The organism is Pseudomonas fuscovaginae SE-1 (assembly GCF_000364705.1).
Lineage (GTDB): Bacteria > Pseudomonadota > Gammaproteobacteria > Pseudomonadales > Pseudomonadaceae > Aquipseudomonas > Aquipseudomonas fuscovaginae_A.
The window spans coordinates 1-20513 of sequence record NZ_AQOH01000185.1; the positions used below are offsets into that span (position 1 = coordinate 1).

Here is a 20513-nt window from a genome sequence, read left to right on the forward strand (position 1 = left end):
CACGCCGGGGGTCGCGGGTTCGAGTCCCGTCCGCTGCGCCATATATCGATGTTCCGGACCACTGAACGCCGGAGCATCACGCAAAGCCCGCCTAGTGCGGGCTTTTTTGTGCCCGTGGTTTTTAGACGCATCGGGTGGTGCCCCTGTGGCGAGCGGGCTTGCCCGCGCTCGGCGGCGCAGCCGTCGCAAAACCGCCGCCGGGTTCTGCCTGATGTATCGCAATCCCTGGTTTTAGGGCTGCTTCGCGGCCCGGCGCGGGCAAGCCCGCTCGCCACAAGGGACGTGCGGCTGCTCTTATCGCTCAGCGTTACGAAATCCTGTGGGAGCCGGCTTGCTGGCGATCGCGGCCTGAAGGCTGCTGCTATCGCTCGGCGTTGCGGCTATGCCGGTAATCGCTGACCGCGTCATACACCGCCTTGCGCAGGCGGTTGATCCCGCCGATCGGGCGGTGCGCCTCTAGCCCGTGCCACGGACTGAATGATTGATTGTCACAAGCGATGTTCTGTTCCAGTGTGTCGAAGTCCTGGGCCGGGATGCGGATGTGCGCCACGGTCTCGAACGGTGCATCGCTTTCCTTCCATTCGATGCTGGTGTCTTCGATCGGCATATACCGGTTGGCGTTCTGGCGCTGGATCTGCAGCACGAAGCAGGCCGGTATCCGGTCTGTGGACAACTGCTGGACCAGGGCGCTACGCAGGAAGTTCGGCAGGTCCTCGTTCTGCCTGGGCAACTCGTATTGCGGGCAGCTCTGCGGATCGGGCGCAACGCGGAACTTGGCGTTGGCGCTGCCGAACTTATAGGGCGATACGGAAAAGTACGTCGTCTGCAGCGGTGTCTTCGGCGCCGGGGCCAGAGTTGCCAGGGCGATGAACAGGTGGCGGATCTGCCAGCCGGTGGGGTTCCAACTGGGGAAGAAGGCCAGGACCTTCTTGCCGTCGGCCTGGGCGGCGATGTTCTGCTGGTATTCGGCAACATCGCTGACGAAGAAGTTCGGGTGGTTGAACATCACGAAATCCTGCTCGTGGCGCCCCTGTTGTCCGGCCAGCAACTGCCTGCCGGGAACGTCCAGCAGCTTGATCGCCATACCGCGGGCATCGCGGATGCTGTCGAACTGCGGGTAGGCGTTGCCGTTGGACAGGCGGATCAGCGCCTGCCAGGTCCTGCCCGGTTCGGCGAACACGCCCTGGCGCAGGTCGTTGCCCAGGCCGTCGAGCACCTGTACTTCGGCATTCACGCAGCCATGGGCCTTGGCGTGGGCATCGCGCAGGTAGCGGGTGCCTTCGCGGTGCTGGTCGACGATGCGCACGGCGGTCTGGATGATGTCCTGGGTCCTGGCGGCCTCATCGCCGGGTACCTGCTCCACCGTCGGCACCGGCCCACTGTGGCGCCAGGCGTACCAGCCGCTGGCCAGGGCCCAGCCCAGCAGGCCGAGGCCGGCCAGGAGCAGCAGGCTTTTGCCGATAAAGGCGCCGAGGCGCAGCCAGAGTCGCTTCAGCATGGGAGCATCCTTTCAATCTCATTGTTAGGTCGTGGGGTCATGGCAACTGCTGTTCCAGCGGGCCGCCCAGCACCTTCAGGTATTCGAGCAGGGCCCAGCGTTCTTCCGGTTGCAGGAGCCGGCCGATCACGCCATTGCCGCGCTTGCCGGCGCGGAACTCATGGCCGCTGTTGTGGTTGCCGCTGATCCGGGTGTCGAACAGGAAGCCGTTCTCGAAGGCTTTCTGGCGATAGCCCAGGTGACGCGGATCGTATTCGAAGGTCCCCCGATAGAAGGTGGTGGAGCGCTCGTCCTGCGGCGACAGCAACTGATAGAGGCTCGGTACCGAACCGTTGTGCAGGTAGGGCGGCGTGGCCCATACGCCCGCCAGCGGCCGCGCCTTGTAGACCTTTTCTTCGAGTACGCCGATCGGCAGGCCAAAGCCATCCAGTTGCGCACGTTCGGCAGGTGTTACGCCAGCGTCGCGATAGGCGCGTTCCTCGACGAATGCGGTAACGTACGCCAGGCCCTTGGCGACCGACAGTCGGCTCAGGTCCAGCGGCTGGTCGTTCTTCGGATGAAGTTGCACCGGCAGCGCGGCCAGTTCCGCCGGGTCCCACTGCAGCGCGCTCAGGTCATAACGCTGGTCGGCGATGTTGTTCGCGGTGTTCGGGTCGGTGCCGATCACGGCCAGGGGAATGCGGGTGAGATGTTGTACCGGGCGGCCGTTTTCCTCCGTCACCGTGGGGACGTGGCAACCGGCACAGTTTTCGGCGAACAGCGTGCGGCCCTGGGCGGCACGGGTCAGGTCGACCTTGCCGAACAGCTCTTCGGGCCAGGTCGGTGGCTTGAGGCGTTGCAGGGTCTCCTCGATCTTGTGCAGGTCGCGCACGCGCACGCTGGACGGGTAGCGATCGTCGCCACGCAACGGCTGGCCGTTGGTATCGAAGAAGTTCAGCGTGGCGCCGACACCCAGGGCTTCACCGATATTGCGGGCCATGGGCTGCTGGGCCGAGGCGGTCCACTGCACCCAGTCGAAGGTCCAGATATCCCAGAGTTGCGGATAGTCCACCGGGGCGTTGGCGACGCGGTAGTTCTTGTCGGAGATGGCATCACCGAAGCTGGCATTGGCGATCCGGCCGAACGCGTCCGTGCGCCCCGGGCCTTCCAGCGTCGGATAGAGGCCGCGATGGGTATCGTTCCAGGCGACGTGAAGGAAGGTATCGAGGGACTGTTTCACCGCGACCCGCAGTTCGGCGTGCCTGGCCTCGTAGTCGTTGCCCAGGACCTTGCGGGCGAAGCGCTCGAACTTCCAGGGGTTGTAGTAGTTGGCCGCGAGGCTGGCGACCAGCGCCTGGCCGAAGCTGCCGCCGCGCACCGTCGGCACGCTGGAGGGCAGCACATGCTGGGCCGAGCCGCCATCGATCCGCAGGGCCTGGCCTTTGTAGCGCAGTTCGCCGGTGTGACAGGCCGAGCAGGTGATATCCAGGTACTGCTCGCTGCTTGTAGGGGCCTGGTGACGGGTAAAGCCCACCGGCAGGTTGCCGGGGTTGTCCGCCGTGGCCTGTTGCCGGGGATCGACCAGGAAGCCGAACCGCGCCAGATACTCGGGGGCGGCGAAGCGCTGTTCGGAGAAGGGCAGTTCCAGGGCGGTGAACCACTCGTAGCGCAGGCCTTTGACCTGGGTGCCCTGGGGCGTGTAGTAGAAGGCCTGGCGGTCGGCCGGGCTCCACTGTTCCAGGTAGTGCACCTGTTCAGCCGGTATGTATGCCGGTAATTTCGGATTGGCGATGTAGTACAAGATTACCGCAAGGCCGAGGCCAAGCAGCAGTATCAGAGCCAGTAACACACGGTAAAAAATGCGCAAGATAACGATCCTTGTCGAGTTGTAATGCTCTTATGCCTCAGCTGTTGCCAGGCATCAAGTGGCCGTGATGGCCGCCAATACTGGCCCTCTCTGCAAACAGGCGGTCCCGCTGGACGTAAACAGAATGTCAGCGCTGTGTAAAATGCCTTGCGGACCTGAACTTATCGACTGTTTTCGGCTCTGATCCCGGTAGCCATTGGTCGCGGCCGCCTGATAAGCTCGCGACTTTATTCGAATGCCCCTTAGGCGCATGAACAAGGAAATAGCATGAAACAGCATCGGTTGGCGGCGGCGGTGGCCCTGGTTAGCCTGGTACTCGCGGGCTGCGACTCGCACTCCAGCGTAGAGCTGAAAACCCCGGCGCAAAAAGCTTCCTACGGTATCGGCCTGAACATGGGCAAGAGCCTGGCCCAGGAAGGCATGGATGATCTGGATTCCAAGGCGGTGGCCCAAGGTATCGAGGACGCCATCGGCAAGAAGGAGCAGAAGCTCAAGGATGAAGAACTGGTCGAGGCGTTCGCCGCGCTGCAGAAGCGTGCCGAAGAGCGCATGGCCAAGCTGAGCGAAGAGTCGGCAGCCGCCGGCAAGAAATTCCTCGAGGAAAACGGCAAGAAGCCGGGTGTCGTGACCACCGCTTCCGGCCTGCAGTATGAAGTCGTCAAGAAAGCCGACGGCCCTCAGCCGAAGCCGACTGATGTGGTGACCGTTCACTACACCGGCAAGCTGACCAACGGCACCACCTTCGACAGCTCCGTGGATCGTGGCAGCCCCATCGACCTGCCGGTGAGCGGCGTGATCCCGGGTTGGGTCGAAGGTCTGCAACTGATGCACGTCGGCGAGAAGTACAAGCTGTTCATTCCTGCCGACCTGGCCTACGGTGCGCAGAGCCCGAGCCCGGCGATCCCGGCCAACTCGGTTCTGGTCTTTGACCTGGAACTGCTGGCGATCAAGGATCCGACCAAGGCCGACGATGCGCAGGCTCCTGCCGCCAAGCCTGCCGGCAAAGCCGCCGAGAAAGCGGCGAAGTAATCCTTCGCTTGCCTTGCCACGACGCCCCGTTATACGGGGCGTCGTCGTTTCTGCGGCATGATCGGTTGTAATAAACCGAACATACACTGCGCGGAGCAGTCTTAATATTGAGCTAATCGCTCTGTTCGTAGACTGTCGCCAAGTCAATGAAATAGTGGGGTTTTTTTAGTGAGTAAAAAACGCCCGATCTGACCCTGGCCCTTGTGCGACGGGGCTTTGAGCCATGAAATGCCGCTCTGTTCACAAGGTTATCCACAATTTGTGTGGATAACCTTGTGTGACTGATCGCTGGAGTGATGATGAAAACACCCTGGAATTTCGCTCGCTTCCTGCCCCTGGCCCAACGCCTGCTGGCGCGTGGGCGCCTGCCCACTTTACTGTTCGCGGTGGCGAGCAAGAGTGCCCGGGAGGGTGGGCGGCTGGGGAAGCTCAGGGAGGACCTGAAGCTGTTGCAGGTCCTGTGCCTGGCTTACTGGCGCGGTGAATACCGCGCGGTCAGTGCCAAGTCGATGGTCATCGTGGTGGCAGGCCTGATGTACTTTCTCAGCCCGATCGATGCGATCCCGGATTTCATCCCGCTGTTCGGCATGTTGGACGATATCGCGGTTCTGGCCTGGGTGATGAATGCCCTGGACCAGGAGTTGAACGCGTTCCGGGCCTGGCGCGAACGCCAGGTGCCCGAGCATTTGGTAGCGGTCGAGCGCCTGCCGGACACCCCGGAGCAATTGCGGCTGGAGCGCGACCCTGAAAATTGATCCAGATCCCCCGGTTTGAAGATCGAACACACTAGCGAGCCTGCTGGCTGTTACTATTAGGCTACTAGGAAAGCGCTGACTCGCTATGTGTAATCGTCCTACGGGGTGTAGTAATGGATCTTCAAATAATTACACGTGACGGCGAACCGGAGTATGCGGTTCTCCCCTGGGCCCGGTACCAAAGTCTGCTCAAGGCTGCCGGCTTGCGCAGCCAACACCCCCCGCCAACGTCCCTTGAAATGCCGGTGGAGCCGGTCGTCGAGCTCCCGGCTTTCGACCAGTTACGCGTGTTGCGTGAAGCCAAGGGCCTGGCGGTCGAGGTGCTTGCCCGGGCCGTGGGCATCAGCCCTTCCTATCTGGAACTGATCGAGAGCGGTGAGCGTGAGCCGGATGCTGCGATTCGTCGCAGCCTGGCCTGGGAGCTGGGTGTCGCCGGGTGGAGGGATGCATCGTGAGCGTGCGGATCAGTCGTCAGCATTGGGAGGGCCTGCTGGTGGAACTGGATCAGGCCCGTCGGCAGCGGCACCTGCTGACCTATCGTGCGCTGCTCGAGCGTCTGCAGTTGCCCAGCCCGGCCATGCAGACCCTGACGGCGGCGCTGGAGCACCTGGCGGCTTTGGATGCCAGGGCCGAGCAGCCGCTGCGCAGTTCATTGGTGATCAGCCAGGGCGCCAGTCGCTTGCCGCGTACCGGTTTCTTCGAGTGCGTCGAGCGCCTGGGGCGCTTCTCCGGGCCGTCCGATGGAGTGGCAGCGGCGTCCTGGCATGCCTCGGAGGTGGTGCGGGTGTTCGAGTACGATTATCCCGAGTCGGCCGAAGCCTGAATAGGGTGCCTGTTCGCGGATAAACCTGGGCGTCGGACCGCCTGCTCCGACGGTTTCGCGGCGCGCACAAGATCGCTGTTCAACACGTTCCCGGTGGGAACAGGATTTTCCACGAGCAGGCTGTCAACGGCCGGCAGTTCAGGCGCTGTCATCCAGCGCGATGATGTCGGTGCTGTCGATGACGTGGATGCTGTAGCCCGGCACGTTCTTGGCGTGATGCTTGGCCTGTGAAGCCAGCTCCGCCAACTGACTGGCATCCAGCAGCCCGCGGGATTGCGGCTTCAGGTGCACCGCGCCGATCGACAGCGACAGCAGTGGAAACTCCTGGCGCTGGCCCTGGCGGTTCGACGCGATGAAGCAGCCGGCCTCCAGATGTTCGGCACGATAGAAACGCCGACACTGGTTCTGGAAATCGTCGACCAGGTGGCCCAGGCGTTTCTGCCAATCATCCGATCCCAGCACCAGCAGGAAATCATCCCCACCGATGTGCCCGACGAAGTCGCGGCTCGGGTCGACCCGCTCGTTCAGGCACTGCGCCAGGCACAACAGCACTTCATCGCCGCGGCCGTAGCCGTAGATATCGTTGAAGGGCTTGAAGCTGTCGATATCCACGTAGCAGATCATCGCTTCGCGCTGCTGTTGCAGCAGTCGCGCCAGGCATTGCTGGATCGGCACGTTGCCGGGCAGCAGGGTCAGCGGGTTGGCGTAGCGGGCCTGCTGGATCTTCAGTTCGGTGATCAGTTTCAGTACGTCGATCACCCGTCCCAGGCCCATGTAGCAGCCATTGAGGGTGATGATGAAATCTTCCTCGATGCGTTGTCGGGCACGGCTGGTCAGCAGCCGGCTGACCTGTTGCAGCGACTGGCTCGATTCCACGGCGAGGAAGTCATCGCTCATCAGCCGGCTGATGGGCTTGCGGGCGAACAGGTCGGTGGCGAACGGCTTGAGCAACGCATCCGACAGCGAATGCCGATGGACGATACCGCAGGGCCGGTTCTGTTCGTCCAGCACTGCCAGCGAATTCAGGTTGGCCTGGCGCCGAAAGGCTTCCAGCACGGCTGCCGTGGCGGTGTCCTGGGGCACGGCCGGTTGCTCGATGAGCAGGGCGCTGAGGTCGCTGCCGTCCTCGCTCAGGGCGATGGAGGTGTTTTCCTGCTTGGGCAGCAGGGCGTGGGCATCCTGTGGCGGGTTTTCCTGGGGACGGCAGAGCAGGTAGCCTTGCACCAGATCGACACCCATCTCGGTGAGTACCGCCAGTTCCTCCGGCAATTCGATGCCTTCTGCGATCACCCGGGCCCGCGAGGCCTTGGCGATCTGCAGGATGGAGCCGACGAACTCGCGCTTGAGGCCGTCCTGGTGGATGCCGTCGATGAAGTGCCGGTCTATCTTGACGTAGTTTGGGCGCAATTCCGACCATAGGCGCAGGCTGGAATAACCGGCCCCCAAGTCATCCAGGGCGATCGAGAAACCCATGTCGCGGTAGTGATGCAGGGCGTTCTGCAGCAGCTGGAAATCGTCGGTGGGGGTCTGTTCGGTCAGTTCGATGACCACGTTGCTGGGGTCGATGCCGAAGTCCTGCAGCCATTGCAGGGTTCGCCCCGGTGGATGGCTGGGTTCCAGCAGGGATTCGGGAGATACGTTGAGGAACAGCTTGCCGGGCAGTTTCTGCTCGCTGAATCGGCGGCAGGCGCTGAGCCGGCAGGCCATTTCCAGTTCGCTCAGACGCCCGGCCTGGCGGGCCACGGCGAACAGGCTGATGGGCGAGTGCAGGGGGCTGTTGGAGGGCCCGCGGCTGAGCGCCTCATAGCCGACGATTCGTCTCTCGGACAGCGAAATGATCGGTTGGAACAGGCTGTGCAGACCATTCTGAGCCAGGATTGAACTCAAGGCGTTCAGCTGTTCGGTCATGGTCATGGCAGTCTCTGTCGAAAAAAAGGACCGGAGGCGGCTCCCGGTTCGGGAGGCGCGTCCAGTCCTTTATTTCACGACAGAATGATGACTGTTTGATGACGCTCCGAAGAGCAATCACATTAAATTGCTATCACTCGTCAGTGTTTGGCCACCGCCGTGTTCAGGCGCAGATAGTCCAGCAGGATACGCCCGCTCTCACTCAGATAGGCGTCGTCTTCCGGCTTGGTTTTCTTGTCCGGGTCAGGCGGCAGGGCGTCGTCGTCCTCTTTCTTGAGTTCCTTGAGCGCGTCTTCACCCTTGGCCTTGCGGCGGGCGTTTTCCATGGCCAGTTGCTTGGCATCGATATCGGCGCGCTGGGCGCGACGCTCGGCCTCGTTCAGGCTCACGGTCTTTTCCTTCAGCAGCTTCTCGGCCAGGGCCAGCTTGTCGCGGATGAAGATGAACTCCGCATCCTTCGCCGCGCGGGCTTCGTGGTCGGCCTTGAGCTGGGCCAGGAACGGCTTGAACGGGTCGACCGCCGGCTTGATCGAAGGACGGATGGTGTCCCATGGCATGGCTTGCGGCAGTGCGCTTTCGCCGATTTCCTTGGTGTCGATGATCGACGGGAAATCCACGTCCGGCAGTACGCCCTGGTGTTGGGTGCTCTGCCCGGAAACCCGGTAGAACTTGGCCAGGGTCAGCTTCAGCTCGCCGTGGTTGAGCGGCTGGATGGTCTGCACGGTGCCCTTGCCGAAGGTCTGGCCGCCGATGATCAGTGCGCGGTGGTAGTCCTGCATGGCACCGGCGAAAATCTCCGAGGCCGAGGCCGACAGGCGGTTGACCAGCAGCGCCATCGGGCCCTTGTAGAACGCGCCGGGGTTTTCGTCCTCGAGCACGTCGACCTTGCCGTCGGCGTTACGCACCAGCACGGTCGGACCCTTGTCGATGAACAGGCTGGTCAGCTCGGTGGCTTCCTGCAGGGAGCCGCCGCCGTTGTTGCGCAGGTCGATGACCACGCCGTCGACGCCTTCCTTCTGCAGTTCGCCCAGCAGTTTCTTCACGTCGCGGGTGGTGCTCTTGTAGTTCGGATCGCCGGCACGGAAGGCCTTGAAGTCCAGGTAGAAGGCCGGGATGTCGATCACCCCGAGCTTGTAGTCCTTGCCATCCTGTTTCAGGTGCAGGATCGACTTGCTCGCCGCCTGGTCTTCCAGTTTCACCGCTTCGCGAGTGATGGAGACGATCTTGCTGGTCTGGTCGTTCGGTGCGTTGCTCGCCGGAATGATTTCCAGGCGGACCACGGAACCCTTCGGGCCACGGATCAGCTTGACCACCTCGTCCAGGCGCCAGCCGACCACGTCGACCATTTCCTTGTTGCCCTGGGCGACACCGATGATCTTGTCGGACGGCGCGACCTGCTTGGTCTTGTCGGCCGGGCCCGATGGCACCAGGCGCACGACCTTGACCTGGTCGTTGTCGCTTTGCAGCACGGCGCCGATGCCCTCGAGGGACAGGCTCATGTTGATGTCGAAGTTTTCCGCGCTATCAGGAGACAGATAGTTGGTGTGCGGGTCGTAGGACATCGCAAAGGTGTTGATATAGGCCTGGAAGATATCCTCGGCACGGGTCTGGTCCAGGCGCGCCAGCTGGTTCTTGTAGCGCTTGACCAGCAGTTCCTGGATCGCCTTGGGATCCTTGCCGGCGATCTTCAGGCGCAGCACCTCGTCCTTGACGCGCTTGCGCCACAGGTCGTCGAGTTCGGCGGTGCTCTTGAGCCACGGCGCGTCCTTGCGATCGATCAGCAGGGTCTCGTGGGTGGTGAAGTCGATCTTGTCGACGCCCTTGTTCAGCTCGGCCAGGGCGAAGTCAAGGCGGCCCTTGACCCGATCCAGGTAGCGCTTGTAGATGGTGAAGCCGGCATTGAGGTCGCCGCTCTTGAGGAATTCGCCGAACTGGGTCTTCCACTTGTCGAATTCGGCGATGTCGCTGGCCAGGAAGTAGCTGCGCGAGGGGTCGAGCAGCTTGATGTAGCTGTCGTAGATGATCACCGAGCGCGCGCTGTCCAGCGGCGGCTTGCTGTAGTGGTGGCGCTTGAGCAACTCGACGACGTTCAGGCTGGCGATCACCTCGTCACGGTCGGGCTGAAGATTGTCCCAGCTGTTGGCTGCGAACGTGTTGCCCGAGAACGCCGAAACGCCAAGGCCGATGAAAAGGGCAAGTGCAGTGCCGGGGAACAGATGCTTCATGCTGAGTCGACGCGGGGACAATTGATCACGCATATTAGGCCGTCTTTAAAGTCGCCGGTTCCGTGGGACCGAGTGCCAAAACCAGCTTTGCGGGTTTCGCACGCGCCGCGGACCGGTCGCATAATGCAAGAAAGCCCGGCGCTACAGCTCCGGGCTCAGTCCAGACTCACTATGGAGGCACTGTGAAGGCATTGCAAGGCGTTGAAGGTCAAGTGGAGTGGCTGGAAGAGCCGAATCCGGGTTGTGACGTGGGGCAAGTGCGTATTCGCGTCGCCGCCGCGGGGCTCAATCGGGCCGATCTGTTGCAGAAGGCCGGGCACTATCCGCCACCGCCGGGCGCCAGCCAGGCGTTGGGGCTGGAGTGCTCCGGTGTGATCGTCGAGGTGGGCGCCGGATCGTCCTGGCAGGTCGGCGATCGGGTCTGTGCGCTGCTCGCCGGCGGCGGCATGGCCGAGGAAGTGGTGGTCGACGGTCGCCATGTGCTGCCGGTGCCGGAAGGCCTGAGTCTGGTCGAAGCGGCCGCGCTGCCTGAGGTCTACGCCACGGCGTGGCTGAACCTGTTCCAGTTGGCGGGGCTCAAGCCGGGCGAAAAGGTGCTGCTGCATGCTGGTGCCAGTGGCGTCGGTTCGGCGGCGATCCAGCTCTGCAAGGCCTTCGGCAACCCTTGCTGGGTCAGTGTCGGTTCGGCGGATCGGCTGGCCTATTGCGAGGCCCTGGGTGCCCAGGGTGGGGCGATTCGTGGCGACGATATCGACAGTCTGAATGACTTCGGGCCCTTCGATGTGATCCTCGATCCGGTGGGTGCGAACTACGCGGCACTCAACGTGAAACTTTTGTCAGCTGACGGGCGGTGGGTGCTGATCGGCCTGATGGGTGGGCGCGAAACCCAGCTCGACCTGGCGAAGATTCTTGCCAAGCGGATCCAGTTGCTTGGTTCGACCCTGCGCAGCCGCGATGCGCAATTCAAGGCCGATCTGCTCAGCGACCTGAACCAGCATGTCTGGCCGCTGTTCGCCGACAAGCGCCTGAGCCCGCAACTGGCCAAGGTGTTCCCGATCAGCGATGCCGAATCGGCTTTTGTCGAATTGGCCGGTAACCAGGTGACGGGCAAGTTGGTGCTGGTGATCGACGAAGCGCTGGTCTGAACCCGTAGGCGCCGGCTTGCTGGCGATGAGGCTCTTTAGCCTTGCGGAGCCTGTCCGGCCGCCATCGCCAGCAAGCCGGCTTCCACAGCGTTTGTGTCAGGCACCCCGCGAAGGGGCCGCCGCTGCCCGCCTCAGTCCCAGGCGTGAATCGGCCAGCCGGCTTTTTCCGCCTGTTCGCGCAATACCGGGTCCGGGTTCACCACGTGCGGGTGGTCGACCTTGAGCAGCAGCGGCAGGTCGTTGCGCGAGTCGGAGTAGAAACTTGCGCCCTCGAGGTTTTCCCCTTCGGCGTCGAGCCATTCCAGCAGGCGGGTGATCTTGCCCTCGCGGTAGGTCAGGATGCCGGTGGTCTGGCCGCTGTAGACCCCATGCAGCACTTCCAGCTCGATGCCCAGCACCTCGTCGATGCCCAGGCGTTCGGCGATCGGCCTGACCAGGTGGGTGCCCGAGGCCGAGATCACCAGGATCCGGTCGCCGGCCGCGCGATGCTCGGCGATCGTCTTGCAGGCATCGCTGTAGATCAGCGGCTCGATGACCTCCTCGACCCACGGTTCGACCAGGTGTTCGATTTCCTCCGGGGTGCGCCCGGCCATGGGCTCCAGGCTGAACTGCATGAACTCCTCCATGGCCAGCTCGCCCCGACTGTAGGCGTCCATCAGTTCGTTGTTGCGACGCATGAACGACTCCGGGTCGACCCAGCCCAGGCGCCCCATCTGCTCGCTCCAGAGTGTCGCGCAGTCGCCGTGAATCAGGGTTTCATCCAGATCAAAAATTGCCAGGGCCATCAGTGCAGCTCTCTCTTGGGAAGGACAGGCGTCAAACGGGGCATCAGGCTACCGCACAAAGGGCCGCCGGATCGATGGACAGCGCCAGGCGGCGCCCATCGGGATGCAGATCGGCGGCGGAACGGTTGAGTACGTCCACCAGCAGTTCGACGCCACGGGCCTCGATCCGGTAGCGGATGACGTTGCCCAGCAGGCTGTGGCCGCGCACCAGCGCGTCCAGCTCGCCTTCGGTGTGCAGCTCGATGGCTTCCGGGCGGATCGCGATGCGGCTGCTGACCGGTCGTTGCAGCAGGCGGCTGGCGGCGTCGGCATCGAGCAGGTTGTAGTTGCCGATGAACCCGGCGGCGAACACGTCCACCGGCGCGGTGTAGAGCGATTCGGCGTCGCCGCTCTGGACGATCCGGCCCTGGTTCATCAGGAAGATCCGGTCGCTCATGGTCAGCGCTTCTTCCTGGTCGTGGGTGACGAAGATCGTGGTCAGCCCCAGTTCACGCTGGATCGCGCGGATCTGTTCGCGCAGGTGCTTGCGAATCCGTGCATCGAGGGCCGACAGCGGCTCGTCGAGCAGCAGCAGGCGCGGGCGGGTCACCAGCGAACGGGCCAGGGCCACGCGCTGGCACTGGCCGCCGGACAACTGGTGCGGATAGCGGGCGGCGAAGTCGTGCAGCTCGACCAGCCTGAGGGCTTCCATGACCCGCTTGTGGCTGTCGTCGGCATTGAACTTCTGCATCTTCAGGCCGAAGGCGACGTTTTGCTCCACGGTCATGTTGGGGAACAGCGCATAGCTCTGGAACACCATGCCGATCGCGCGTTTCTGCGGGCTCAGCGGGACGATGTCCTGGCCGTCGAGCAGGATCCTGCCGCCGTCCACCGGGGTCAGGCCGGCGATGCAGCGCAGCAGGGTGGACTTGCCGCAGCCGGAAGGACCGAGCAGGGTGATGAATTCGCCCTTGGCGATCTCGCAGTTGATGTCGCTGAACACCGTGGTGCCGGCGTAGGTCTTTTTCAGGTTCTGGACACTGATGAAGCTCATTGGCTTTTGTCCTTGTTCAAACGATTGGCGACCCAGGTCAGGACCAGGACGAAGAGGAAATAGGAGATCACCAGGGCGCTGGTGAAGTGGCCGCTGCTGTTGCGCATGTTGTTCAGGTACACCTGCAGGGTTTCGTAGCGGGTGCCGACCAGGATGTTGGCGAACACGAATTCGCCGAACAGGAACGAGAACGACAGCAGCAGGGCGACCATCAGGCCCTTGCGCAGGTTCGGCAGTACCACCAGGAACGCCGCCTGCCAGGTGCTGGCACCGAGCAGGTGGGCGGCGTCCATCAGGTCGCGCAGGTTGATCGCCTGCAGGTTGTTGGTGATCGCCCGGTACATGAACGGCAGCGCCACGGTGAAATAGCAACCGATCAGGATCCAGGGCGTGCCGACCATGGCGAACGGCCCGGAGCCGTACAGTTGCAACAGCCCCACCGAGGACACCACCGGCGGTACGGCGAAGGGCAGCAGGATCAGGATGTTCATCAGCGCGTCCAGGCGTGGGAAGTGGTAGTGGACCACGAACAGCAGCGGCAGGATCAGTACCACCGACAGCAGCAGCGCGCCGACGCAGACGATCAGCGACTGGCCGAACGCGCTGAGAAAGCGCGGGTCGCTCCACAGTTGCAGGTACCACTTGAAGGTGAAACCGCTGGGCAGCACGGTTGCCGACCAACTGCTGGCGATCGAGTAGACGAAGGTCCCGAGCAGCGGCAGCAGCAGGATCAGGAACAGCAGGTAGACCACCACGCGGTGGTAGAGGCTGGCGGAGCCGGGTTCAACGCGCGACATGGTGGCTCCTTTTCAACAGCCATTGATGGATGACGGTGACGAAAGTCATCAGGCCGACCAGGATCACCGCCAGGGCGCTGGCCATGTTCGGGTCGAGGCTGATGTCGCCGGAGACCATCGCGGCGATCCGGATCGGCAGCACGTTGAAGTTACCGGTCGTCAGGGCGTACACCGTGGCGTAGGCGCCGAGGGCGTTGGCCAGCAGGATCACGAAGGTACCCAGCAGGGCCGGGGTCAGCACCGGCAGGCCGATATGCCGCCAGAACTGCCAGCCGCTGGCACCGAGCAGCGCGGCGGACTCGCGCCAGTCTTCGCGCAGGGCGTCGAAGGCCGGGTAGAGCAGCAGCACCCCCAGGGGAATCTGGAAGTAGGTGTAGAGAATGATCAGCCCGGTCTTGGAGTACAGGTTGAAGTCCTGGATGATCCCGGCCTGTTTCAGCAGGAGGGTGATGGTGCCGTTGAAGCCCAGCAGGATGATGAACGCGAACGCCAGTGGCACGCCGGAGAAGTTGCTGGTCATGTTGGCGAAGGCGTTGACGAAGTCGCGCAGGCGCGAGTCCACCCGGCGCAGCGAATAGGCGCCGAGCAGGGCGATCAGCATGCCGAACACGCTCGACCAGAAACTGATCTCCAGGCTGTACTGGATCGCCTGCAGGTAGAACTTCGAAGCGAAGATCCTGCTGAAGTTGGCCAGGCCCCAGCCGTTTTCTTCCGACTGCAGGCTGCTGATCATCACCCAGATCAGCGGGGCGATTTCGAACACGATGAAGAACAGGGCGAAAGGTGCCAGGCAGAGCAGGGCGAGCCCTTTGCCACGGGTGATTGAATTCACTTCAACAGCTCCCGGCATACAGGTTTGTCGTGGGGAACGCCCAGCAGCTCGCAGATCGTGCCGCACAGCTCGGTCTGCCGGGGGGCGGCATCGGGATTGAAACTGAAGGCGTCGCCGAGGACGAACAGCGGCACTTCCCGCTCCTCGGCCAGCAGGCCGTTGTGCGAGCGGTCGTTGTTCATGCCGTGGTCGGCGGTCACCAGCACCTGATAGCCGGCGTCGAGCCAGCCTCGCAGGTAGTCGGCCAGGATGATGTCGGCCGAGCGCGCGCTGTTGCGATACTGGGCGCTGTCCAGGCCGTGCTTGTGGCCGGCGTCGTCGATGTTCATGGGGTGCACCAGCAGGAAGTTCGGCGCGTGTTGCAGGCGCAGGCTTTCGGCGTCGGCGAACAGATGGGAGTCGGGATAGTGATCCATCCAGTAGAAATGTCCGTGCTGGATCGGCAGGCTTTCATTGTGGGTGTGGCGATCGCGGGCGGCGATGAAGGGCGAGCGGTTGTACAGCTCGCTGACCCAGTGATAGGCCGCCGCGGCGGTGCGCAGGCCGGCGTCGCGGGCGTAGTGGAACACGCTGCGCTGGTTGGACAGGCGGGTGACGTGGTTGTGCACGATGCCGCTGCGGATCGGTGCGACACCGGTCAGAATGCATTCGTAGAGCGGTCGCGAGAGCGAGGGCAACTCGCATTCCAGTTTGTACAGCGCTGCGCGTCCTGCGCCTGCATAAGCCTGGAGATGGCCCATGGCGTGACGGGCGACCTCGTGGTTCAGGCCATCGAGCACGACCAGGATGACGTTGTGCTGCATAAGCCGGGCCTCTGTTTCAAGAAATCTGCAAACTGGTAGGAGCGTGCGGTGCGGCGATCCGACTTGCCCGCGAAGGGGGCCTTGAGGCCGATAAACGCTTCGCGGACAAGCCCTGCTCCTACACAGTTCAGTGATGCTTGCTCGACAGTCAGCGGTCGAGCCTCACTGCATGTTGATGATGACTTCTTCCTGCCACTTCTGCGGCAATGCCTTGGAAGTCTTCTCCCAGGCGTCGGCATCCTTGATCGGGGTGACGTGCTTGTACTGCTCGTTAGGCAGCAGCTTGGCCTTCACGTCTTCCGGCAGGGTCAGGTGCTCGGCGCGGATCGGCCGGGCGTTGCCGCGGGCCAGGTTGGTCTGGCCGGCATCGCTGAAGATGTATTCACGTGTCAGCTTGGCGGCGTTCGGGTGCTTGGCGTACTTGTTGATGATGGTGGTATAGCCGGAAATCACCGAACCATCGGACGGGATCAGTACGATGTAGTCATCGGGATTGGCCATCTTGGCCTTGTAGCTCAGGCCATTGAAGTCCCAGACCACGCCGACTTCGACTTCGCCCTTTTCCATGGTCGCGATGGTCGGGTTGGCGAGCGACAGACGACCCTGCTTGGCGATCTCGGCGAACATCAACAGCGCCGGCTGGAGGTTCTTCTCGTCGCCGCCGTTGGCCAGTGCCGCGGCGAGCACGCCGTTGGCGGCCTGGGCCGCGGTGCTCACGTCACCGATGGAGACCTTGTACTTGCCGGTCTTCAGGTCGGCCCAGCTCTTGGGGACCTCTGAACCGTGCAGCAGCTTTTTGTTGACGATGAAGGCGATGGTGCCGGTGTAGGCCAGCGCCCAGTTGCCGTCCTTGTCCTTGGCCCAGGCCGGAACCTGCTCCCAGGTGCTCGGTTTGTACGGCTGGGTCACGCCCTGCTTGGTCGCGATCGGGCCGAAGGCCGCGCCGACGTCGCCGATATCGGCGCTGGCGTTGTCTTTCTCGGCGGCGAACTTGGCGATTTCCTGGGCCGAGCTCATGTCGGTATCGATGTGCTGGAGGCCGTACTTGTCCTTCAGGTCTTTCCAGGTACCGGCCCAGTTGGCCCAGTCATCGGGCATACCGACGCTGTTGACCGCGCCTTCTTTCTTGGCGGCGGCCTCCAGGGCCTGCAAGTCGGTATCGGCGGCCATGGCGCTGGTGCACAGGGCGATGGTCGAGCCTAACAGTGATGCCAGGAAAAGCTGTTTCATCCGAAGCTCCTTTGGGCGTTTTTCAACGCAAAGATCTTGATCGACAGTTTTTATATGCGTAGTGCGGCGGTTGGACGTTTGGTCTAGGTCAGCAATACCTGAGCCAATTTAAGCCTGCTGGATGACACTTTGATGTCGGCATCACTCCTGCAAGGTTTTTTCCCGGTGGCGCCCATGACCGCCGAATTAAGCGTAGACCATTTGTAACTTGCTGATATTCAAGTTTTTTATTGTCATGGGGTGGCCGTTCCAGTGCATCGTTTCGTCGCTTTGTCACATATCAGTCATGTGCATTGCCTAGGCTGGATGCTGCAACCGGAGACCGTGGTGCTGCACGGTTTTGCCCTGAAATAGTGCTGGACTAGTCCAGATAGGTAACGTTGATGCGCGAAGAGGCACCCAAGGCAGTGACAGCTATCGGTCTGGCACTGCATGAGCAGATCGAACATGGGCTGCTGCCTGGCGGCAGCAAACTGCCGGCCGAGCGCAAGCTCAGTGAACTGTTCAACACCACCCGGATCACGGTGCGGGAAGCGCTGCTGCAACTGGAAGCCCAGGGGCTGATCTACCGCGAGGAGCGTCGGGGCTGGTTCGTTTCGCCGCCGCGGCTGGCCTACAACCTGATGCAGCGCAGTCACTTCCACGCGATGGTCAGCGCCCAGGGGCGGGTGCCTTCCACCCAGGTGCTGTCGGCGCGGCTGCAGCCGGCTTCGGCAGCGGTATGCGAGTGGTTGCAGTTGCCGGCGTTGTCGAGCGTGATTCAGATCTGCCGGGTGCGACGGATTGATGAGCGGCAGGTGTTGTACGTCGAGCACTACCTCAACCCGCAATACGTCCCGGGGATTCTCGGATTCGACCTGAACCAGTCGATCACCGAACTGTATGCCCGGCACTATGACCTGCATTACGGGCGGGTGCGTTTCGAGATCGTGCCGACCTCATTGCCGCTGGAGGCTGCCGCGGCCTTGCGGGTATCGTCCGGCAGCCCCGGGTTGCGGATTGCCCGGGTCAACTATGATCAGCACCAGCGGTTGATCGACTGCGACCTGGAGTTCTGGCGGCACGATGCGATCCACGTTGGCGTGGATGTGGTTTAGCCGCCGATGACGAATGGGCTGTCGTGGCAAGCGGGCTTTTGTGAGAAACGAGCTGTTGTGGCAGACGAGCTGTTGTGGCGAGCGGGCTTGCCCGCGTTGGGGGCAAAGCCCCCCAAATCAGCCTACCCGGTACATCAGGTCGATTGGCGCGTCAGGTTTTGCGACTGCTGTGCAGCCGAGCGCGGGCAAGCCCGCTCGCCACAAAAGCCCGCAAGCCATAACAGTCTGCGCGCCCTGCAGGCAGGCTTGGCATTATCTGGCTATTCCTTCTGTTCGCCACCACCGGCCGTCACCACCTGTACGCTCAGGCGCGGGGTGGCCAGGTCCAGACCGGATTCGTCCATGGTCCGTTTCAGCGCCAGGTTGAACGCCCGCGACACTTCCCACTGCTTGATCGGCGCGGTCTTGAAGCGCGCCCGCAGAACCGCGCTGCCGGACTCGAAGCTCTCCACGCCCTGGATTTCCAGCGGTGACCAGATGTTGCGCCGCTGCAACGGATCGGTGCGCATCTTCTGGCCGACGTCGCGCATCAGCTTGATCGCGTCGTCGATCGCCATGTTGTAGGGGATCGCCACCCGGAAGATCGCGTAGCCGAACTCCCGCGAGTAGTTCTTGATGCTCTTGATCTCGCTGAACGGGATGGTGTGGACGATGCCGTCGATATCGCGCAGCCGCACGGTGCGGATGGTCAGGCCCTCGACGGTGCCGAGGTGGCCGCCAACGTCCACGTAGTCGTCGATGGCCAGGGAGTCCTCGATGATGATGAACAGCCCGGTGATCAGGTCCGCCACCAGCGACTGGGCACCGAAGCCGATGGCCAGGCCGATCACGCCGGCACCGGCCAGCAGGGGCGTGACGTTCATGCCCATGTTCGCCAGGGCGACGATCAGCGCGATGATGAAGATCGCCACGAACAGCACGTTGCGGATCAGCGGCATCATGGTCTGCGCCCGGGCGTTGGCCAGGCCCTTGCGCGAACGGGTGAGGGCGTGGTGCACGGCGGTGTCGGCGAGAATCCACACCAGCCAGGCGAAGATCAGCGTGCCTCCAAGGCCGAACAGCCGGACGCTGACCTCGCGGCCTTCGCCTTCGGTGAAGCGGATCAGCGACATGCCCCAGACCCGCAGGCCGAGTTCGATGAAGAACAGCCAGACCGCCAGATGCACCAGGGTGTAGCAGAAACTCTTCAGGCGTTCGGAGTACAGCGTATGGCGTCGGTGTCCGCGCTGGGGCTTGAGGGCATGACGGCGGACCAGACCGTTGATCACCATGCACAGCACCACCAGCACGGTGCAGATCAGCGACTGACGCAGGGCGGTGCTGGTATCGCCGGCGGAGAAGAAGGTCGCGAACAGCGAGATCGCCACCAGGATCAGCGCCGGGACGAACCAGAAGCTGCCGAGGATATCGATGGTGTCGCTCAGGGCTCGGCGGGTCAGCCGGCGGGACAGCGGCTGGTTGCGGATCAGGTGGGCGATGGGGCGGCGGAAGCGCAGGATGAACAGTCCGGTGGACAGCGCAGCCATGACGTTGACGAAGGTCGCGGCGGTATGGGCCAGGTGGCTGCCGAGGCTGGCGATCAGGCGCGGGTCGCTCAGGGCTTCGCCGAACGCGGCGAAGCTGCCGATCAGCCACAGCGGCCGGAAGGCCCGGCGCCGCAGGATGTGCAGGGCCTGATGGCGGTGCGGGCCGTCGAGCAGGGAGAAGGCGATCACACAGATCGCCGAGAAACAGGTGCCGACCACCAGCGCATAGGCCAGCGCCATCGCCAGGTCCTTGCCCAGTGAAGAAGGCAGGGCGTAAGTCAGGTAGACGGTGATCAGCAAGGCGATCATCCATGGCCCGAGCTTGCGCAGGGCAAAGCGCAGCAGGTCGACGGTGCGCGGATGCTGGGGCAGTTCCTCGGTGAGACCGAAGCGCAGGCGCACCCGGTGGCCGAGCCAGATCATCGCCCAGGCGAGGCAGCTCCAGAGCAGCAGGATCAGGGCAAAGGCGAAGATGATCGGCAGCCATTCGCTGGCCGGGAGCATCAGCGCCATCATCTCCTGCCTGGCCTGGTCGAATTCCAGCGACCAGCGATTGAGCGGGCTGTCATTGCCGGTGAACTGTTTCTCGAAATCGGCCAGAGTGCTGCCGATCAGTCCCAGTACCCCCACCTCGGCGGCCGGTTGGGCCTTTTTCGTGCTGTCCCGCAGCTTCTTCAGGTCGCTCAGCAGCTTGCTGCGCTGCTGGTCGTTCTCCAGGTTCTTGATGACTTCGTCGAGCGACTGGGCGAGGGGTTCAGTGGATTGCGGCTGGGTTTTCTCGTTATTGCCCAACAGGCTGGGCAGGCCGACGGCCTGGGCGGGGGCCAGGGGCAGCAGCGTCAGCAGGCAAATGAGCAGATAGCTGGGCAGGGCAAAAAGACGGGCGAACACTAGGCAGTCAACCATATGCGGAATGCGGATCGACCGAGTGTACGCCAGCCTCGGGCGGCGCGCATTTATTCAGCCAGTTTGGCGAGGATCTTGTAGACCACCGTCGCGAGGATCAACAGCATGCCGAGCCACATCAGCAGCGGACCTGCGCGGTTTTCCCGGAAGTTGAAGCCCAAGGCCAGCAGCAACATGCCTCCCAGGATCGGGATGAGCATCGAGTGGAACTCGAATGATGTGATCATGACGACGGCCTTGTCGAAGGGATGTACCTTCAGTCTAGGTCGCTTTGT

General features: G+C 63.0%; 18 protein-coding genes. 6 read left to right on the forward strand and 12 right to left on the reverse strand.

All coding sequences use genetic code 11. From position 1 onward, the window contains the following. Positions 1-361 precede the first annotated feature (361 nt). On the reverse strand, positions 362-1498 hold the full coding sequence (locus K675_RS0117110) for a catalase family protein (RefSeq protein ID WP_017904718.1): 1137 nt from the start codon (positions 1496-1498) through the stop codon (positions 362-364). A gap of 37 nt (positions 1499-1535) precedes the next feature. Further along, positions 1536-3344 carry a di-heme-cytochrome C peroxidase gene (locus K675_RS0117115; RefSeq protein ID WP_017904719.1) on the reverse strand — a complete coding sequence of 603 codons (1809 nt, stop codon included), beginning with the start codon at positions 3342-3344 and terminating at the stop codon, positions 1536-1538. 267 nt (positions 3345-3611) lie between these two features. On the opposite strand from K675_RS0117115, the gene K675_RS0117120 reads away from it, so the two are divergent. The 4 genes from K675_RS0117120 to K675_RS0117135 all read left to right on the forward strand — a co-directional run bounded on the left by K675_RS0117120 (position 3612) and on the right by K675_RS0117135 (position 5951). Beyond that, positions 3612-4373, forward strand: coding sequence for an FKBP-type peptidyl-prolyl cis-trans isomerase (locus K675_RS0117120; protein WP_017904720.1), 762 nt, complete (start codon positions 3612-3614; stop codon positions 4371-4373). A 299-nt stretch (positions 4374-4672) separates the two neighbouring features. Continuing rightward, positions 4673-5128, forward strand: coding sequence for a YkvA family protein (locus tag K675_RS0117125; RefSeq protein ID WP_017904721.1), 456 nt, complete (start codon positions 4673-4675; stop codon positions 5126-5128). A gap of 113 nt (positions 5129-5241) precedes the next feature. Then, positions 5242-5583 (forward strand): helix-turn-helix domain-containing protein, encoded by a 342-nt coding sequence (locus K675_RS0117130; protein WP_026145282.1) that lies wholly within the window; start codon positions 5242-5244, stop codon positions 5581-5583. Next, complete coding sequence (locus tag K675_RS0117135) at positions 5580-5951, forward strand: hypothetical protein (RefSeq protein ID WP_017904723.1); 372 nt, start codon at positions 5580-5582, stop codon at positions 5949-5951. Before K675_RS0117130 ends, K675_RS0117135 begins: the two co-directional genes overlap by 4 nt. 138 nt (positions 5952-6089) lie before the next feature. On the opposite strand, the gene K675_RS0117140 is transcribed toward K675_RS0117135, so the two are convergent. Together K675_RS0117140 and K675_RS0117145 are read right to left on the reverse strand one after the other, a co-directional pair. Then, positions 6090-7865 carry a bifunctional diguanylate cyclase/phosphodiesterase gene (locus K675_RS0117140; RefSeq protein ID WP_017904724.1) on the reverse strand — a complete coding sequence of 592 codons (1776 nt, stop codon included), beginning with the start codon at positions 7863-7865 and terminating at the stop codon, positions 6090-6092. A 134-nt stretch (positions 7866-7999) separates the two neighbouring features. After that, positions 8000-10084 (reverse strand): carboxy terminal-processing peptidase, encoded by a 2085-nt coding sequence (locus K675_RS0117145; protein WP_198291654.1) that lies wholly within the window; start codon positions 10082-10084, stop codon positions 8000-8002. A gap of 182 nt (positions 10085-10266) precedes the next feature. On the opposite strand from K675_RS0117145, the gene K675_RS0117150 reads away from it, so the two are divergent. Further along, complete coding sequence (locus tag K675_RS0117150; RefSeq protein WP_017904726.1) at positions 10267-11229, forward strand: zinc-binding dehydrogenase; 963 nt, start codon at positions 10267-10269, stop codon at positions 11227-11229. Between the two features lie 131 nt (positions 11230-11360). Here the strand turns inward: K675_RS0117150 and K675_RS0117155 are convergent, their stop codons facing one another. From K675_RS0117155 to K675_RS0117180, 6 genes are all read right to left on the reverse strand, one after another. Next, positions 11361-12014 (reverse strand): HAD family hydrolase, encoded by a 654-nt coding sequence (locus K675_RS0117155; RefSeq protein WP_017904727.1) that lies wholly within the window; start codon positions 12012-12014, stop codon positions 11361-11363. A gap of 43 nt (positions 12015-12057) precedes the next feature. Further along, positions 12058-13047: an ABC transporter ATP-binding protein gene (locus K675_RS0117160; RefSeq protein WP_017904728.1), complete on the reverse strand. Its 990-nt coding sequence runs from the start codon at positions 13045-13047 to the stop codon at positions 12058-12060. Beyond that, positions 13044-13844, reverse strand: a complete 801-nt coding sequence (locus K675_RS0117165; protein WP_017904729.1) for an ABC transporter permease — start codon at positions 13842-13844, stop codon at positions 13044-13046. Before K675_RS0117165 ends, K675_RS0117160 begins: the two co-directional genes overlap by 4 nt. Next, positions 13831-14676 (reverse strand): ABC transporter permease, encoded by an 846-nt coding sequence (locus tag K675_RS0117170; protein WP_017904730.1) that lies wholly within the window; start codon positions 14674-14676, stop codon positions 13831-13833. The genes K675_RS0117165 and K675_RS0117170 overlap by 14 nt, the downstream gene beginning before the upstream one ends. Beyond that, positions 14673-15479 (reverse strand): alkaline phosphatase family protein, encoded by an 807-nt coding sequence (locus K675_RS0117175; RefSeq protein WP_017904731.1) that lies wholly within the window; start codon positions 15477-15479, stop codon positions 14673-14675. The genes K675_RS0117170 and K675_RS0117175 overlap by 4 nt, the downstream gene beginning before the upstream one ends. Positions 15480-15641: 162 nt before the next feature. Beyond that, positions 15642-16709, reverse strand: a complete 1068-nt coding sequence (locus tag K675_RS0117180) for an ABC transporter substrate-binding protein (RefSeq protein ID WP_017904732.1) — start codon at positions 16707-16709, stop codon at positions 15642-15644. Positions 16710-17092: 383 nt separating this feature from the next. Between K675_RS0117180 and K675_RS0117185 the strand changes: the two genes are divergently transcribed. Further along, positions 17093-17806, forward strand: coding sequence for a UTRA domain-containing protein (locus K675_RS0117185; protein ID WP_017904733.1), 714 nt, complete (start codon positions 17093-17095; stop codon positions 17804-17806). A gap of 260 nt (positions 17807-18066) precedes the next feature. On the opposite strand, the gene K675_RS0117190 is transcribed toward K675_RS0117185, so the two are convergent. Beyond that, positions 18067-20223, reverse strand: a complete 2157-nt coding sequence (locus K675_RS0117190) for a mechanosensitive ion channel family protein (RefSeq protein ID WP_017904734.1) — start codon at positions 20221-20223, stop codon at positions 18067-18069. Positions 20224-20288: 65 nt separating this feature from the next. Next, on the reverse strand, positions 20289-20465 hold the full coding sequence (locus tag K675_RS33410) for a hypothetical protein (RefSeq protein WP_017904735.1): 177 nt from the start codon (positions 20463-20465) through the stop codon (positions 20289-20291). Between the last annotated feature and the right edge of the window lie 48 nt (positions 20466-20513).

Bases quoted from the DNA above. Each gene is read 5' to 3' on its own strand.
- K675_RS0117110 (WP_017904718.1), bottom strand. From the start codon at position 1,498: ATGCTGAAGCGACTCTGGCTGCGCCTCGGCGCCTTTATCGGCAAAAGC.
- K675_RS0117120 (WP_017904720.1), top strand. From the start codon at position 3,612: ATGAAACAGCATCGGTTGGCGGCGGCGGTGGCCCTGGTTAGCCTGGTA.
- K675_RS0117125 (WP_017904721.1), top strand. From the start codon at position 4,673: ATGAAAACACCCTGGAATTTCGCTCGCTTCCTGCCCCTGGCCCAACGC.
- K675_RS0117130 (WP_026145282.1), top strand. From the start codon at position 5,242: ATGGATCTTCAAATAATTACACGTGACGGCGAACCGGAGTATGCGGTT.
- K675_RS0117140 (WP_017904724.1), bottom strand. From the start codon at position 7,865: ATGACCATGACCGAACAGCTGAACGCCTTGAGTTCAATCCTGGCTCAG.
- K675_RS0117145 (WP_198291654.1), bottom strand. From the start codon at position 10,084: ATGAAGCATCTGTTCCCCGGCACTGCACTTGCCCTTTTCATCGGCCTT.
- K675_RS0117155 (WP_017904727.1), bottom strand. From the start codon at position 12,014: ATGGCCCTGGCAATTTTTGATCTGGATGAAACCCTGATTCACGGCGAC.
- K675_RS0117160 (WP_017904728.1), bottom strand. From the start codon at position 13,047: ATGAGCTTCATCAGTGTCCAGAACCTGAAAAAGACCTACGCCGGCACC.
- K675_RS0117165 (WP_017904729.1), bottom strand. From the start codon at position 13,844: ATGTCGCGCGTTGAACCCGGCTCCGCCAGCCTCTACCACCGCGTGGTG.
- K675_RS0117175 (WP_017904731.1), bottom strand. From the start codon at position 15,479: ATGCAGCACAACGTCATCCTGGTCGTGCTCGATGGCCTGAACCACGAG.
- K675_RS0117180 (WP_017904732.1), bottom strand. From the start codon at position 16,709: ATGAAACAGCTTTTCCTGGCATCACTGTTAGGCTCGACCATCGCCCTG.
- K675_RS0117185 (WP_017904733.1), top strand. From the start codon at position 17,093: ATGCGCGAAGAGGCACCCAAGGCAGTGACAGCTATCGGTCTGGCACTG.
- K675_RS33410 (WP_017904735.1), bottom strand. From the start codon at position 20,465: ATGATCACATCATTCGAGTTCCACTCGATGCTCATCCCGATCCTGGGA.